Origin of the sequence: Pseudomonas guariconensis (genome assembly GCF_040822035.1) — a bacterium.
Taxonomy (GTDB): domain Bacteria; phylum Pseudomonadota; class Gammaproteobacteria; order Pseudomonadales; family Pseudomonadaceae; genus Aquipseudomonas; species Aquipseudomonas guariconensis.
On the sequence record NZ_CP162012.1, the window covers coordinates 770,346 to 786,472 of the forward strand.

General features: G+C 62.8%; 11 protein-coding genes. 6 read left to right on the forward strand and 5 right to left on the reverse strand.

The window, feature by feature from the left end; genetic code table 11:
* Positions 1-43 precede the first annotated feature (43 nt).
* The 3 genes from AB1N67_RS03455 to yjiA all read left to right on the forward strand — a co-directional run bounded on the left by AB1N67_RS03455 (position 44) and on the right by yjiA (position 3,496).
* Entirely contained in the window at positions 44-2,110 is a 2,067-nt protein-coding gene (locus tag AB1N67_RS03455; protein ID WP_043208433.1) for a carbon starvation CstA family protein, read from the forward strand.
* 18 nt (positions 2,111-2,128) lie between these two features.
* A complete protein-coding gene (locus tag AB1N67_RS03460) occupies positions 2,129-2,326 on the forward strand; it encodes a YbdD/YjiX family protein (RefSeq protein WP_008094130.1) in 198 nt (65 codons plus the stop codon).
* Positions 2,327-2,518: 192 nt separating this feature from the next.
* The gene (gene yjiA, locus AB1N67_RS03465) at positions 2,519-3,496 is read left to right on the forward strand and encodes a GTPase (protein ID WP_367863534.1); all 978 of its coding nucleotides are present in this window, start codon (positions 2,519-2,521) and stop codon (positions 3,494-3,496) included.
* 109 nt (positions 3,497-3,605) lie between these two features.
* Here the strand turns inward: yjiA and glyA are convergent, their stop codons facing one another.
* Both glyA and AB1N67_RS03475 read right to left on the reverse strand, forming a co-directional pair.
* Positions 3,606-4,859 (reverse strand): serine hydroxymethyltransferase, encoded by a 1,254-nt coding sequence (gene glyA, locus AB1N67_RS03470; protein WP_043208438.1) that lies wholly within the window; start codon positions 4,857-4,859, stop codon positions 3,606-3,608.
* A 226-nt stretch (positions 4,860-5,085) separates the two neighbouring features.
* Entirely contained in the window at positions 5,086-8,910 is a 3,825-nt protein-coding gene (locus AB1N67_RS03475; protein ID WP_367863535.1) for an EAL domain-containing protein, read from the reverse strand.
* Positions 8,911-9,152: 242 nt separating this feature from the next.
* On the opposite strand from AB1N67_RS03475, the gene AB1N67_RS03480 reads away from it, so the two are divergent.
* The 3 genes from AB1N67_RS03480 (at position 9,153) to gdhA (ending at position 13,109) form a co-directional block, all read left to right on the forward strand.
* A complete protein-coding gene (locus tag AB1N67_RS03480) occupies positions 9,153-9,557 on the forward strand; it encodes a hypothetical protein (RefSeq protein ID WP_043208440.1) in 405 nt (134 codons plus the stop codon).
* Between the two features lie 251 nt (positions 9,558-9,808).
* Positions 9,809-11,476 (forward strand): energy-dependent translational throttle protein EttA, encoded by a 1,668-nt coding sequence (ettA, locus tag AB1N67_RS03485; protein ID WP_043208442.1) that lies wholly within the window; start codon positions 9,809-9,811, stop codon positions 11,474-11,476.
* 292 nt (positions 11,477-11,768) lie between these two features.
* A complete protein-coding gene (gene gdhA, locus AB1N67_RS03490) occupies positions 11,769-13,109 on the forward strand; it encodes an NADP-specific glutamate dehydrogenase (protein WP_043208443.1) in 1,341 nt (446 codons plus the stop codon).
* 91 nt (positions 13,110-13,200) lie between these two features.
* On the opposite strand, the gene AB1N67_RS03495 is transcribed toward gdhA, so the two are convergent.
* The 3 genes from AB1N67_RS03495 to AB1N67_RS03505 form a co-directional block, all read right to left on the reverse strand.
* Positions 13,201-13,698: a GreA/GreB family elongation factor gene (locus AB1N67_RS03495; protein ID WP_336202008.1), complete on the reverse strand. Its 498-nt coding sequence runs from the start codon at positions 13,696-13,698 to the stop codon at positions 13,201-13,203.
* A 66-nt stretch (positions 13,699-13,764) separates the two neighbouring features.
* Complete coding sequence (locus tag AB1N67_RS03500) at positions 13,765-14,121, reverse strand: hypothetical protein (protein WP_043208447.1); 357 nt, start codon at positions 14,119-14,121, stop codon at positions 13,765-13,767.
* Between the two features lie 141 nt (positions 14,122-14,262).
* Entirely contained in the window at positions 14,263-16,116 is a 1,854-nt protein-coding gene (locus tag AB1N67_RS03505) for a DUF4105 domain-containing protein (RefSeq protein WP_043208449.1), read from the reverse strand.
* Positions 16,117-16,127 lie beyond the last annotated feature (11 nt).

Genomic DNA, 16,127 nt, shown 5'->3' on the forward strand with positions numbered 1-16,127 from the left:
TCGATGGGCGGTCTTTTTCCAATCCACCAGCTGGAAGTAAACCATGAACAACAATAATAGCCTGCTACGCCACATTCCGTGGCTGGCGCTGGCAGTCATAGGAGCCTGCGCGCTGGGTGTGGTCGCCCTGCGTCGCGGCGAGGCGATCAACGCCTTGTGGATCGTGGTCGCGGCAGTGGCCATCTACCTGGTCGCCTATCGCTACTACAGCCTGTTCATCGCCACCAAGGTGATGCAACTCGATCCCCGTCGGGCCACACCGGCGGTGCTCAACAACGATGGCCTGGACTACGTCCCGACCAACAAACACATTCTCTTCGGTCACCACTTCGCGGCCATTGCCGGCGCAGGCCCCTTGGTCGGTCCGGTGCTTGCCGCGCAGATGGGCTACCTGCCCGGCACGCTCTGGCTGATTGCAGGCGTCGTGCTGGCAGGTGCGGTCCAGGACTTCATGATCCTGTTCCTGTCCACTCGCCGTAACGGCCGGTCCCTTGGGGACATGGTCCGTGAGGAAATGGGCCGCATCCCCGGCACCATCGCCCTGTTCGGCTGCTTCCTGATCATGATCATCATCCTTGCGGTGCTGGCGCTGATCGTGGTCAAGGCCCTGGCCGAGAGCCCATGGGGCATGTTCACGGTGATGGCGACCATCCCGATCGCGATGTTCATGGGCGTGTACATGCGCTACATCCGTCCGGGACGCATCGGCGAGATCTCGATCATCGGCGTGGTACTGCTCTTGCTGTCGATCTGGCTGGGGGGCCAGGTGGCGGCCGATCCGGTCTGGGGCCCGGCGTTCACCTTCACCGGCGTGCAGATCACCTGGATGCTGGTCGGTTATGGCTTCGTGGCTGCCGTGCTGCCGGTATGGCTGGTGCTGGCGCCGCGTGACTACCTGTCGACTTTCCTCAAGATCGGCACCATCGTGGGCCTGGCCATCGGTATCCTGATCATCGCGCCGGAACTGAAGATGCCGGCCCTGACCCAGTTCACCGACGGTACCGGCCCTGTCTGGAAGGGCACCCTGTTCCCGTTCCTGTTCATCACCATTGCCTGTGGCGCGGTGTCCGGCTTCCATGCGCTGATCTCTTCGGGGACTACACCCAAGCTGCTGGACAACGAAGTCAACGCTCGCTACATCGGCTACGGCGGCATGCTGATGGAGTCGTTCGTCGCCATCATGGCCATGGTCGCCGCCTCGGTGATCGAGCCGGGTGTGTACTTCGCCATGAACAGTCCGGCTGCGGTAGTCGGTGCCGACGTTGCGTCGGTCGCCCAGACCGTCAGCAGTTGGGGCTTCCTGATCACTCCCGAGCAGCTCGAGGCCACCGCCCGTGACATCGGCGAGCACACTGTCCTGGCCCGTGCCGGTGGTGCGCCGACCCTGGCGGTGGGGATCGCCCAGATCCTGCACCAGGTGTTGCCGGGCGATAACACCATGGCGTTCTGGTACCACTTCGCGATCCTGTTCGAGGCGCTGTTCATCCTCACCGCGGTGGACGCCGGTACCCGTGCCGGTCGCTTCATGCTGCAGGACCTGCTGGGCAGCTTCGTTCCAGCCCTCAAGCGTACCGACTCGTGGGGTGCCAACCTGGTGGGTACCGCAGGCTGCGTGGCCTTGTGGGGCTATCTGCTGTACCAAGGGGTGATCGATCCGCTCGGTGGTATCAACACCTTGTGGCCGCTGTTCGGCATTTCCAACCAGATGCTGGCCGGTATCGCCCTGATGCTCGGCACCGTGGTGCTGATCAAGATGAAGCGCCAGCAGTACGTCTGGGTCACCCTGCTGCCGGCGGCCTGGCTGCTGATCTGCACCACCGCCGCGGGCCTGATCAAGCTGTTCGATCCGAACCCGGCAGTGGGCTTCCTGGCCCTGGCCAACAAGTACAGCGTTGCGCTGGACGCAGGCCAGGTGCTGGCGCCGGCCAAGGACATTGGCCAGATGCAGCACGTGATCTACAACGCCTACACCAACGCGGGCCTGACCGTGTTGTTCCTGGTGGTGGTGTTCAGCGTGCTGATCTTCGCGATCAAGGTCGGCATCGCCGCCCTGGGCCGCAAGGAGCGCAGCGACAAGGAAACTCCGTTCCAGGCCTTGCCTGACGCGTAACCGAAGAGGAATGCAGTGATGTTCAACGACCTGGGGCGACTGGGTAAGTACCTAGGGCAGGCAGCCCGCCTGATGGTCGGCATGCCTGACTACGACAACTATGTCGAGCACATGCAGACCAAGCACCCGGACAAACCGGTGATGAGCTACGAGGCGTTCTTCCGTGAGCGTCAGGAGGCCCGTTACGGTGGCAAGTCCGGCCCCAAGTGCTGTTGACGCAACCCTTGGGAGGTCGGCTCCGGCCTCCCATTGAACATCACGCCCCTCATTGAGTAGCAGAACCTGTGGGAGCGGGTTTACCCGCGAAAACGTCGGTGAGTTCACTGGCGCATTCGCAGGCAAGCCCGCTCCCACAGGTTTATTGCTTGAGGCCTCGCGCAATTCTTATCAGCTTCAGGAGACGACCGCGTGCAAACGCCTATTCCCGTGACGGTGCTGACCGGCTTTCTCGGCGCCGGCAAGACCACCCTGCTCAAGCACATGCTCAAGGCCGAACATGGCATGAAGATCGCTGTGATCGAAAACGAGTTCAGTGAAGCAGGCATCGACAGCCAGCTGCTTGGTGACGAGCCGGTACAGGTCATGACCCTGGCCAACGGCTGCGTGTGCTGCACCATCCACACCGACCTGACCAAGGCTCTGTACTTGCTGCTTGAGCGCCTGGATGCCGGCGAGATCGCTTTCGACCGCCTGGTGATCGAATGCACGGGGCTGGCTGACCCGGCTCCGGTGGCGCAGACCTTCTTCATCGACGAAGACCTGCGCGAGCGCTACCTGCTGGACGGCATCATTACCCTGGTCGATGCCGCGCACGCCGAGGTGCACCTCACCCAGGCCATCGCGCAGGCCCAGGTCGGTTTCGCCGACCGCCTGCTGCTGAGCAAGACCGACCTGGTCGAGCCTGAGGGCGTGAAAGCTTTGGAGCAGCGCCTGTCCCGCATCAACGGCCGTGCCGCGATCCGCGTGGTCGAGCATGGCCGCATCGATTTGGCCGAGTTGCTGGATGTGCGCGGCTTCAACCTCAATACCGACCTGGGCGCCAACCTCAAGCCCGCATTGCGCCCGGTGCTCAAGCCCGCGACCCCGGATCGTATTTCGACCCTCGTGCTGCGTACCGACACCCCGCTGGACATCGACCGCCTCAGCGACTTCATGAACGAGCTGCTGGAAAGCCATGGCAAGCAATTGCTGCGTTACAAAGGCGTGCTGAACATCGCCGGTGAGGACCGCCGTCTGGTGTTCCAGGGCGTGCTCAAGCTGTATGGCTTCGACTGGGACGCCGAGTGGGCCGAGGGCGAGAAGCGGGAAAGCGTGATGGTGTTCATTGCCGATGAGCTGCCGGAAGAGAAGATCCGGGCGGGGTTCGAGGCGTTGAGCCAAGGCTAGCAACTGAGCCCGCAACTGATCGCTGGGCAAGCCGAAAGCATCGCCCGTCTTACGCACAATGAAAAAGCCCGGCACAAGGCCGGGCTTTTTTACATCAGGCGATTGCCGATCAGTTGCCGTACACCGGCAGCTTCTTGCAGATGGCCTTGACCTTCTCGCGAACGGCGTCGATCACCGCTTCGTTGTTCAGGTCGGCGAGGATGTCGCAGATCCAGCCGGCCAGCTCGCGGCACTCAGCTTCCTTGAAGCCACGGGTGGTGACGGCTGGGGTGCCGAAACGCAGGCCCGAGGTGACGAACGGGGAGCGTGGGTCGTTCGGGACCGAGTTCTTGTTGACGGTGATGAAGGCCTTGCCCAGGGCGGCGTCGGCGTCCTTACCGGAGATGTCCTGCTTGATCAGCGACAGCAGGAACAGGTGGTTCTGGGTGCCGCCGGAAACGACGTCGAAGCCACGTTCGATGAACACGCTGGCCATGGCCTGGGCGTTCTTCACGACCTGCTGTTGGTAAGCCTTGAACTCAGGCTGCAGTGCCTCCTTGAAGCAGATCGCCTTGGCAGCGATGACGTGCTCCAGCGGGCCGCCCTGGGCGCCTGGGAAGACAGCCGAGTTGAGCTTCTTCTCGATTTCTTCGTTCTTGCGAGCGAGGATCAGGCCGCCGCGTGGACCGCGCAGGGTCTTGTGGGTGGTGGTGGTGACCACGTCAGCGAACGGAACAGGGTTCGGGTAGACGCCAGCGGCGACCAGGCCGGCAACGTGGGCCATGTCGACGAACAGGTAGGCACCGACCTTGTCGGCGATGGCGCGGAAGCGGGCGAAGTCCAGGACCTGCGAGTAGGCCGAGAAGCCCGCGACGATCATCTTCGGCTTGTGCTCGACCGCCAGGCGCTCGACTTCGTCGTAGTCGATCAGGCCGTTGCTGTCGATGCCGTACTGGATGGCGTTGTACAACTTGCCGGAGGAGCTCACGGCGGCGCCGTGGGTCAGGTGGCCACCGTGGGCCAGGCTCATGCCCAGGATGGTGTCACCGGCCGACAGCAGGGCCAGGTAGACGGCTGCGTTGGCCTGGGAGCCGGCGTGCGGCTGGACGTTGGCGTAGTCGGCGCCGAACAGCTGCTTGGCACGGTCGATGGCCAGTTGCTCGACGACGTCGACGTACTCGCAGCCACCGTAGTAGCGCTTGCCTGGATAGCCTTCGGCGTACTTGTTGGTCAGTACCGAGCCCTGGGCTTCCATGACGGCGGGGCTTGTGTAGTTTTCCGAAGCGATCAGCTCGATGTGCTCTTCCTGGCGCAGAGCTTCTTGCTGCATGGCTTCGAAGAGCTCGGCGTCGTACTTGGCAATGGTCAAATCACGGCTGAACATGGCGGTCCTCAAGGATCGGGCTGAATTGGGTGGGCATTCTAACCGATTGATTCGCCACTGGCATATGAAGTGGTGTCACGTAGCAGACCAATGGGGTTCATGTTGCAACCCGCGCCCTGACTGGGCTGCGCACCTGTGCAGGTTGACTCGAAAGTCCGGTTTTGCCTTCGGCTGGCCTGGGGCGGTCAAGCGACGCTTTTGTGGGTAAACCTGCGAACCGCCTCGCTCACTGGAACACGAACAACGTCTCGTGGCTGAACTGCGCCTCGAACTGGTGAGCTGGCATGGGGCGACCGAACAGGTAGCCCTGCACTTCGTCGCAGTCGTGCTCACGCAGGAACTCCAACTGCTCGTGAGTCTCGACCCCCTCGGCGATGACCGCCAGGTTCAAGCTGTGGGCCATGGCGATGATCGCCCGGGCGATCTGGGCGTCCTGCTCGCCTTCCGGCAGGCCATCGACGAAGGTGCGGTCGATCTTCAGCACGTCGATGGGGAACTGCTTCAGGTAGTTGAGCGACGAATAGCCGGTGCCGAAGTCGTCGACCGCGATGCTCAGGCCGAGGTTCTTCAGGCTGTCGAGAATCTGCATGGCCTCGCTGACCTCGCGCATCAGGATACTTTCGGTCAGTTCCAGCTCCAGGCATGCCGGGGGCAGTCCGGTCTCCTCGAGGATGGTGGCGATACGCGTACCCAACTGGCCATCGGAGAACTGCCGCGCCGAGATGTTCACCGACACCTTCGGCACCCGCAGCTTGGCTTTGTGCCAAGCCTTGAGCTGGCGGCTGGCTTCTCGCAGCACCCAGTCGCCGACGTCCACCACCAGGCCCAGCTCCTCGATGACCGGAATGAAGTCGCCCGGTGGAACCAGGCCTCGGCGCGGGTGACGCCAGCGCAGCAAGGCCTCGGCTCCGGTCAGGCGTTTGCCGTCTCCGCTGAATTGCGGCTGGTAGTAGAGGATGAACTCGTTCTGCTCCAGGGCATGGCGCAGATCGCTTTCCAGCTCCAGGCGCTCCAGGGCGCTGGCGTTCATGTCGGCCTGGTAGAACTGGAAGTTGTTCTTGCCGCGCTCCTTGGCGTGGTACATCGCGGTGTCGGCGTTCTTCATCAACTGGCTCAGTTCACCGCCATCCTGCGGACTGAGGGCGATGCCGATACTGGCAGTGACGAAGAACTCGCGGTTTTCCAGGACGAACGGGCGCACCAGGCTGCCGAGGATGTTCTCGGCCACGTGAATAGCGCGGTTCAGGGCCATCTCGCGGCTGGCCTTGGGTTGCAGCAGCAGCGTGAACTCATCGCCGCCCATGCGCGCAACGGTATCGTCATCGTCGACGCAAGCCAGCAGGCGCTGGGCCATGTCCTTGAGCATGCGATCGCCCGCGGCGTGGCCGAGGGAGTCGTTGATCGGCTTGAAACGGTCCAGGTCCAGGAACATCAACACCACCCAGGACTTGTGGCGCTCGGCCTGTTGCAACGCGGTGAACAGGCGATCCTGGAACAGGGTCCGGTTGGGCAGGTGGGTCAGGGCATCGTAGTAGGCCAGGCGGTGGATGCGCTGTTCACTGGCCTTGCGCTCGCTGATGTCGGTGAAGAAGCACACATAGCTGGCCAGGTCGCCCTCGTCGTCGAGCACGGCGGTAATGCCGACCCAGGCCGGGTAGTGCTCGCCGTTGCGACGCTTGAGCCAGACTTCGCCTTCCCAGCTACCGCGCTGATGCAGTTGCTTGACCACATAGCGCAGGTGCGCCTCTTGCTGGGCGTCGACCGTGAGCATGCCGGGCAGTTGATCGAGCACCTCGCTGACCGCATAGCCGCTGACCCGGCTGAATGCTTCGTTGGCTTGCACGATGTAGCCGGCAGGGTCGGTGATGAGGATGGCCGAGGTGGAATGCTCGAATACCGTCGCGGCCATGCGCAGGTCTTTTTCGGCGCGGCGCTGCTGGCTGATGTCACGCCCGACACCGAGCACACCTTCGAAGTGTTCGTGCTCGTCCCAGACCAGCACCAGGCGCAGCTCGATGGGAATCTTGCGGCCATCGGCGCGCAGACAGTCGAACAGGAACAACTGAGTGGGCAGCTGGCTGCGCAGTTGGGCGAGCTGCTCGCTGTCGTGCAATGCCTTGCTGACCCGCTCGAGCAGGGTGTAGACGCCCGTGAGTTGGGCCGGGTTGGCGACGATCGATTGCCAGCCGTGCTCGAAGATCCAGTCGGCCTGATAGCCCAGCACCGCCTGCACCGACGGGCTGACATAGTTCAGTTGCAACTGGCTGTCGGTGGAGAAGATCACATCGCTGATGCTTTCTGCCAGCATGCGGTAGCGCTGCTCGCTGTCGCGCAGCGATTCACTGGCTTCGATCTGCACCGTGACGTCCTTGCCCACCCCGATGATGCGTGTCACTTGGCCATTGGCCTCGCGGGTCAGGACCTGCTCGCGGATTTCGTAGCAGCGCCAGCCGCCGTCACGGTGGCGGAAGCGCAGTTGGCAATGCAGGGTCTGGCCGTGACCGGTCTCACGCTGCTGCTGGCGTAGCGTTTCGTAGTGTTCGGCATCCTCCGGATGCAGCAGCAGTTCCCAGAAGCGGTCCCCCATCTGTGCAAGCTCGGCGCGGTCGTAGCCCAGGGTCTGGCCGAGGTGGCGATTGCTGAAGATGATCCGTTGGCTATGCACATCCTGCACGTACAACTGGTCGGGAACGGTGCGCACCACGTCCGACCAAAAGCTCTCACGTTCGAGCAGGGACAGCTCGACCTGTTTGCGGCGGGTGATGTCGCTGATGCTCAGGATTACTGCCTGGTAGTCCCGGCGCTGCTGGGGCAGGCGGGCCATCAGCCAAAGGTGCAACTCGCCACTGGTGGACGTGGGCAGGCGCACTTCCAGTTCCAGCAGGCTGCGTTGTTCGATCAGCGCATCGATCAGTTGCATGCCGACGCTTTCACGGCCATCGCCGCTACCGTCGATCAGGCGCTGCCAGGCCCCCTCGTGGCAATGCACGTTGAGCAGCTGGCGTGCGACTTCGTTGATTTCGGTGATCTTCAGCTCTTGCAGCAGCGAGCGGCGCAAATTGGCATCCAGGGCCAGGCTCTGCTTGAGGGCGGCATGGTTGCGCAGGTGGTAACGGTCGAGCTGACCAGGCAGGCTGGACAGATCGAGCACGCACAATGCCACGCCAGTGCCTTCGAAGATTTCCTGGTAGCGACGGCGGTCCTCTTGCAGCGCCCGATGGCGGCGACGCATGTTGATCAGGGCCAGCACCGGCAGCAGGGCGCAGAACAGCACCAGCAAGCACTTTCCGATCAGGGGAGGGAGCAGATCGGCACGTGCCTGCTCGGCGTCGAACAGACCGCGCAGTTGCCAGGCACTGTTGTCGATGAAGGCCAGCATCACGCTTTGTAGCGGCTCGCTAGGCGGCGGTACTGCTCCGTGCCGCTCCAGAACCGTGCCGCTGCGGCTGTTTTCCAGCAGCCACAGGAGGTGGCTCGTGCCGTTTAGGTGTTCGGACAGTTGCTGGTAGTAGCGAGGGGCGAGCCGCAACAACCAGTAGCCGCGGTCGTCTGGCTGGCGCAGCAGCAGGTAGATCTGGTTATTGTCTGCAGTGTTGCTGAAGAAGTACGAGCGGCCTTGACTCAATTGCAGCAGCTCGTCAATCGATTGACGGTCCGGGCTGCCGACCAGACTGTCGGCCACCACCCTGCCGCTGTCGTCCAGCCAGGCCAGCTGTTGCAGGTTGGGAAGCCGGTCACGAACCGCGTGCAGCACCGAAGGCAGTGCCGAAGGTGTCGGGGCGTTGACGTAAGGTTGCAGAATGTTCCCGGCCTGTTCGGCCTTCAGGGCCATGCTCAGGCTCAAGTGATCGGCCAGCTGGGCGCTCGCTGCCAAGCTCTGGCGGTGCAGGTCGTTTTGGGTATGGCGGTATTGCGAGAACAGTTGCCACAGGAGCAACGCCAGCAGGACCAGGGCCAACAAGGCCAGGGCGCCTTTGAGCGAGCCACGCGGATTGCCAGCCGAGGCAGCTTCAGCAGGGCGCAGGGAGGGCGGTTGAGTGAGATTGGTCAAGCGTTGATCCTGCGATTTGGGCTGGCGATGGCAGGGGCTGAACATGCATGGGGCGTGCCTGGGCATATCGCCGGGCGCACTATTATAGAGTGGCGCATCAAGCCGACTAGCATGCCTTGAATTATGGCAAAGTGCCACTCTTCTGTCCCCTGCCGATGGTCGACATCCTGTTCGGCAAGACCCTTCAAGCTGTGCGAGAATGCGCGCCGCTTCATAGTCAACGCTTCTGGAGATGTACGGTTTTGGTTACTCACTATTCCACCAATGGCCTCGATTCCGCCTGTGGGCGCAGCAGTCAGACCCTGGTCAGCACTGCCGTGACCGACGACGTATCCTGCAAGTCCTGCCAGCGTTCGCTGGCAAAGCCAGATGCTGCCAACGCGGCGGTGCGCAAGAGCCCTTCGCTGGCTGAGCTGCGCAAGTCGGCCAAGGCGACCGTCGAGCCGGTTGTCGAGTCGGTTGCCGTGGCTGTGCCTTCGGCAAGACCTGCCGCCAAACCGGGTGCCCAGCCAGCCGCCAAGCAAGGTGCGAGCAAGCCGGCACGCACCGGTGGTTTCAGCGTCAAGGCCGCCTGGGCTGCGCGCCTGGCCGAGCAGAACGACCGTTGCCGTCTGCCACGCGGCAAGGCCAAACAAGCTCACGTCTAAGCTTGCCTGGCCGCAGGCTGCGCCCCTCGGTCGCGGCTTCAAGGCCGCTCCCTCCGGCACAGCCCGTGTACGGATGGGAACGGCCTCGCCAGAGCACTGGCCCTTCAATGCACCCATTCGACGCCCCGCCATCTGTGAAACGCCACGACTTGGCGTAGAATGGCCCACTTTGTTCAACGACACCCCGTAAACACATCCCCCTGGCCCATGCCGGGGTCGTTGTCTTTACCTTTCTGATAGAGGGCTTGGTTTTGGCTCAATACGTCTACACCATGCATCGGCTGAGCAAGGTCGTGCCGCCGAAGCGGGAAATCCTGAAGAACATTTCCCTGTCGTTCTTCCCCGGCGCGAAGATCGGTGTGCTCGGCCTCAACGGCGCGGGCAAGTCGACCCTGCTGCGCATCATGGCCGGCGTCGACAAGGAGTTCGACGGCGAAGCCCGTCCGATGCCGGACATCAATGTCGGCTACCTGCCCCAGGAGCCGCAGCTGGACGCGAGCAAGACCGTCCGCGAGGTCGTCGAGGAAGCGGTGAGCGTGATCAAGGATGCCCAGGCACGCCTGGACGAGGTCTACGCCGCTTACGCCGAGCCGGATGCCGACTTCGACAAGCTGGCTGCCGAGCAGGCCAAGCTCGAAGCGATCCTGCAGGCCTCCGACGGCCACAACCTGGAGCGCCAGCTGGAAGTCGCCGCCGACGCCCTGCGTCTGCCGCCATGGGACGCCAAGATCGAGCACCTGTCCGGTGGTGAGAAGCGCCGTGTGGCCCTGTGCCGCCTGCTGCTGTCGGCCCCCGACATGCTGCTGCTGGACGAACCGACCAACCACCTGGATGCCGACTCGGTGGCTTGGCTGGAGCACTTCCTGCACGACTTCCCCGGGACCGTGGTGGCGATCACCCACGACCGTTACTTCCTGGACAACGTTGCAGGCTGGATCCTCGAACTGGACCGTGGCGCCGGTATTCCGTACGAAGGCAACTACTCGGGCTGGCTGGAAGCCAAGTCGGCGCGCCTGGAGCAGGAATCCAAGCAGCAGAGCGCCCACGAACGCGCCATGAAGGAAGAACTGGAGTGGGTGCGCAAAGGCGCCAAGGCCCGCCAGTCCAAGTCCAAGGCTCGTCTGGCACGCTTCGAAGAGATGCAGTCCCAAGAGTTCCAGAAGCGCAGCGAGACCAACGAGATTTACATCCCGGCCGGTCCGCGCCTGGGCGACAAAGTCATCGAGTTCAAGAACGTCACCAAGGGCTACGGCGACCGCGTGCTGATCGACAACCTGTCGTTCTCCATGCCCAAGGGCGCCATCGTCGGTGTGATCGGGGGTAACGGTGCCGGTAAGTCGACCCTGTTCCGCATGCTGATGGGCAAGGAGCAGCCGGACTCGGGCAGCATCGAGATCGGTGAGACCGTGCAACTGGCCTGCGTCGACCAGAGCCGCGAGGACCTGGACGGCAGCAAGACCGTGTTCCAGCAGATTTCCGACGGCTCGGACGTGATCCGTATCGGCAACTACGAAATCCCGTCGCGTACCTACGTTGGCCGTTTCAACTTCAAAGGCGGCGACCAGCAGAAATTCGTGAAGGACCTGTCCGGCGGTGAGCGTGGCCGTCTGCACCTGGCCCTGACCTTGAAGGAGGGTGGCAACGTCCTGCTGCTCGACGAACCGTCCAACGACCTCGACGTCGAAACCCTGCGTTCGTTGGAGGAAGCCTTGCTGGACTTCCCGGGCGCCGCGATCGTGATCTCCCACGACCGTTGGTTCCTGGACCGTGTGGCCACTCATATCCTGGCCTATGAGGACGACTCGAACGTGGTGTTCTTCGAGGGCAACTACACCGAGTACGAAGCCGACCGCAAGAAGCGCCTGGGCGATGCCGCTGCCCAACCGCACCGGGTACGGCACAAGAAGCTGGCCCAGTAAGCCGGCAAGCGCTGCACAAGAATGGGGCCCTCAGGGGCCCCATTTTTGTGCCTGGCGCGTAACGGCGCTGCGCATGAGCGCGGCAGTCGAAGAGGGCCTTTTATTGAGGTTGGGCGCGATGGCAAACCGCTCTTGAACTCACCGATTGGCAACGTATTGTTTGTATACAGTTATAGAAATTGCACCAGAAAATTTCAAAAAAACGACATGCCGCCCTGTTCCGGTGCGATTGGTTCTTGGTAAAGTCTCGGAAAAAACCAATAAGTCCAATCCTCTTGGTGAGATGTCTACCATGATCGAATCCGTCGACGATTTCCTGGCCCGCCTGAAGCAGCGCGACCCGGCCCAGCCTGAATTCCACCAGGCCGTGGAAGAAGTTTTGCGCAGCCTGTGGCCTTTTCTCGAAGCCAACCCCCGCTACCTCAAGGCCGGTATTCTCGAACGGATGGTCGAGCCCGAGCGTGCAGTACTGTTCCGCGTTTCGTGGGTCGACGACCAAGGCAAGGTGCAAGTCAACCGCGGTTACCGCATCCAGATGAGTAGCGCTATCGGCCCTTACAAAGGCGGCCTGCGTTTCCACCCATCGGTCAACTTGGGGGTGCTCAAGTTCCTGGCCTTCGAGCAGGTGTTCAAGAATTCACTGACCTCGCTGCCCATGGGCGGCGGCAAGGGGGGCTCGGACTTCGATCCGAAAGGCAAGAGCGATGCCGAAGTCATGCGCTTCTGCCAGGCCTTCATGAGCGAGCTGTATCGTCACATCGGCGCCGACCTGGACGTGCCGGCCGGTGACATCGGGGTCGGCGCCCGTGAGATCGGCTACCTGTTCGGCCAGTACAAGCGCCTGGCCAACCAGTTCACCTCGGTACTGACCGGCAAGGGCATGACCTACGGTGGCAGCCTGATCCGCCCGGAAGCCACTGGCTACGGTTGTGTGTACTTCGCCGAAGAAATGCTCAAACGCCGCGATCTGCGTATCGATGGCCGTCGTGTGGCGATCTCCGGTTCGGGCAACGTGGCGCAGTACGCCGCGCGCAAGGTCATGGACCTGGGCGGCAAGGTCATTTCGCTGTCGGATTCCGAGGGCACCCTGTTCTGCGAAGCCGGCCTGACCGACGAGCAGTGGGATGCGCTGATGGAGCTCAAGAACGTCAAGCGCGGCCGCATCAGCGAGATGGCCAGCCTGTACGGTCTGGAGTTCCGCAAAGGCCAGACGCCTTGGAGTCTGCCATGCGACATCGCGCTGCCATGCGCCACCCAGAACGAACTCAACGCCGAAGATGCCCGCACCCTGCTGCAAAACGGCTGCATCTGCGTGGCCGAGGGCGCCAACATGCCGACCACCCTCGAGGCGGTGGATATCTTCCTGGAAGCGGGCATCCTCTATGCGCCGGGCAAAGCCTCCAACGCAGGTGGCGTGGCGGTTTCGGGCCTGGAAATGTCGCAGAACGCCATGCGCCTGCTATGGACTGCCGGTGAGGTGGACAGCAAGCTGCACAACATCATGCAGTCGATCCATCACGCTTGCGTGCACTACGGCGAAGAAGCCGATGGCACCATCAACTACGTCAAGGGCGCCAACATCGCCGGCTTCGTCAAGGTCGCCGATGCCATGCTGGCCCAGGGTGTGGTTTAAAAGCCATCACTGACCCTTTCGCGGGTAAACCTGCTCCGACAAGGATCCAGCTTGTAAGAGCGGGTCGCCCGAGAAAAGGGCGTACGCTGTTTCAGGGCTCGCCTTCGATGCTGACGACCTCGATCGACTGATCTCCCACCGGTCGTCGCCACAGCACTTCATCCCCGGGCCCCGCACCCAGCAGCGCCCGGCCCAACGGTGAGCCCCAGTTGACCAGGCCACGCGTAGCGTCGGCCTGGTCTTCCCCCACCAGTTGCACGGTGTGTTGCTGGTCATTTTCGTCGACGAAGGTCACCCGGCTGCCAATCTGCACTTTTTCGGTGGAATGGGCAGCAGGCACGACTTGGGCGCTTTGTACCCGCGCAGAGAAATACCGTAAATCCCGTTCGCTGTCGGCCAGGCGCTGCTTGTCGGCGCGCTCGCCCTGGGCCATGAGCTCGTTGCGCAGTGCGTTGAGCTCGGCCACACGCTGCTGCAGCTGGGCGAGCCCGCTGGCGGTGACGTAGTTGGGCTGGTCGCTGACCCGTCGCTCCACCGGTTGGCTGGCCTGGGCAGCGGCCTGATCCTCGTTGACAAATGCTCGACTCATGAAAGCCTCCTTGTGCAGGAGACCATGGTGGCAGCGTGCGGGTTTCAACGGTTGTCCGTTTGCGACTCATTGGCGGCGATAGGCGCGCGCGGCGTCGCGGTCTTTTTCCTGCTGCCATTGCCGGTCGCGCTCATCCCAATAGCGTTCGCGATACTGGCGTAGATCTTCGTTGGACTGCATTGCATTGCACTGGCGAAAACCGTCGTCCCAACCGGTTTCGTACTGGCGCTCGTGCAGGTACCGCGCCACGTTCTTGCGAAAGCCCCCGACCATTAGCCCGGCTGCCTGGCGACCGCTGCTACAGCCGTCCTCGAAACCATCGGCATAGGCGGGCGGATAGCCCTGGTCGATCATGTGCTGGTGGGCTGACTGGCAGCCGGTGAGCGACAACGTTATCCACAACCCGACCCCACACCAACGCATGACCACATACCCTCTGACCGATACGGGAAAGTCTAGGCGGCGATTTGTCGGTGGGGCGTCAAAACCGTGTCAATGACTCGCACAGCGTTCCTGTTTGCTGAGGTGTCAGCGGGTAAACCCGCTAACACGGACAGGGGCGACTCAGTAGTGGTACCACTTCAACTCCAGCATCACCTCATTCTGCGCCGTCGCCAGCTGGCTGAACTGGCGGCTGGCACTTAACCGCAACCCGAGGTTCTGGCTGATTTCCCACTGCTGGTTGAGGCTCAGCGTACGGCGTACCTCGCCATTGGTGAAGTAGTCGCCCTTGGCTTCCAGGGTCAGATTGCCCAGGCCGTTGCGCCACAACAGCCCGCCGTTGAAACCTGCCGCCGGGGCGATGAACTGGGCAAAGTCGTTGTGGTGCTCGATCCGCGCGGTGCCCAGGGCGAAGCCCAAGAGGCCGTCGGCCAGCTGCCAGGTGGCACCGGCGCCACCGTTGACATGACTGACCAGGACCTCGTCATCATGCTTGCCCGGCACCCGCTCGAGCCCTCCCGCTACCTGCCAGGACCAGGGCTGGAGCAGTTCGTTGCGTGGTGTCAGTGAACGGATGGTCGCAAGGTCCAGGCGTTGCACCTGCCAGTCGTTGTTTTCGTACTGGCGCAGCTTGAGCTGCAGGATCTCGATCTGCGCGCCCAGCGGGAAACCGTAGGCATTGTCGTTGAGGTCATGGTAGGCCATGCGCAGGCCGTATTCGGCGTAGGCGCGGTCGTCGCGGGTGCCGACGCCCAGTTGCCAGGTGCGTGACTGATGGCCGTCCTCGGGCAAGCCCGGCCGCTCGATTGCCAGTGGCGGTGGCGGGTTGCGGTTGATCGCCTGCAACAGTTCGAAGCTGCGCCGGGCCTGGGCCGGGTCGCGGACCTGGCCATTGGCGCGGTAACGCTCCAATCGGTAGGCGGCGTCCTGCACGAGGGCCTGGCGTTCGCGGGGCAGGGCGGTGAAGGCGGGAGCCTTTAGTTCTGCGGTATCGGCACTGACGGCCAGCACCTGCTGCTTTTCGTCGTGATCCAGTGATTCGGCGCGGGCCAGCAGTTCACGCTCGCGGGAGGGGCGGTAATGGACGCTGGCGACCAACCCGGACTGCTTGACCGCCTTGACCGTGTCGGTGGGGATGGCGGTCAGCGGGAACTGCGAGGTGAGGTCCAGGCTGGGGCGGGCCACCTGCAACAACTCCAGCAGGCGGTAGGAGCAGTTCTCATCGAAGAAGAAGTAATCGAACTGGATCTGCTTGAGTTCCCACACATGTTCGACCATGCGTCCGGTCTCTTCGGGTGTCAGGTCCAGCTGGTATTCCCACAGGTCGCGATTTTCCAGGCTGCGGTACTCGGAGAGTTTTTCCTGGTAGGGCATCAGGGCGAACAGGCCGGGATAACCGCCCATCAGCCCCTTCCAGGCATAGAGAATGCTGTTGTCGCTGCCTTCGATATAAGCACCGAAGTTGATCGCGTAGCTCAGCAGCGTGGTGTCGTCGCTGCGGGTATTGGACTGGTCGATGCGCAGCAAGGTATGGCCGAACATCGACGAAGGGCTGTTCAGGTAGGCCGCCGGAAACACCAGCACGGCGCTGTGCGGGTCGATGGATTTGTACCAGGTGGCGAATTCCTGGCAGTTCGGTTGAGGCAAGTCCGTGAGCTGCAGTTGCTCACGCAGCCAGCGGGTGCGCGCAGGGAAGACGCATTGGGCATGTTTGTCACCCAGGCTGGCCGGGGCATACAGCGCTTGGACCGTGGCCTCGAGCTCCTGATCGGGATGATGGGCGCCATCGGGGGCCAGGAAGAACGCGTCATCGTCCACATAGCTGCGCCAGCCACCGAGCTTGGCCGTCTCGTAGTGGCCCAGGGCAATCCAGTAAGGGGTCGAGGCCAGTTGTTGGACTCGCGCCTGATCGAGCTGTGGCGCGGCATGAAGTGGAGCACTGGCGACCAGCGCCAGGGAAGCGAGGCGTTTGAGCATATCGGGCAACT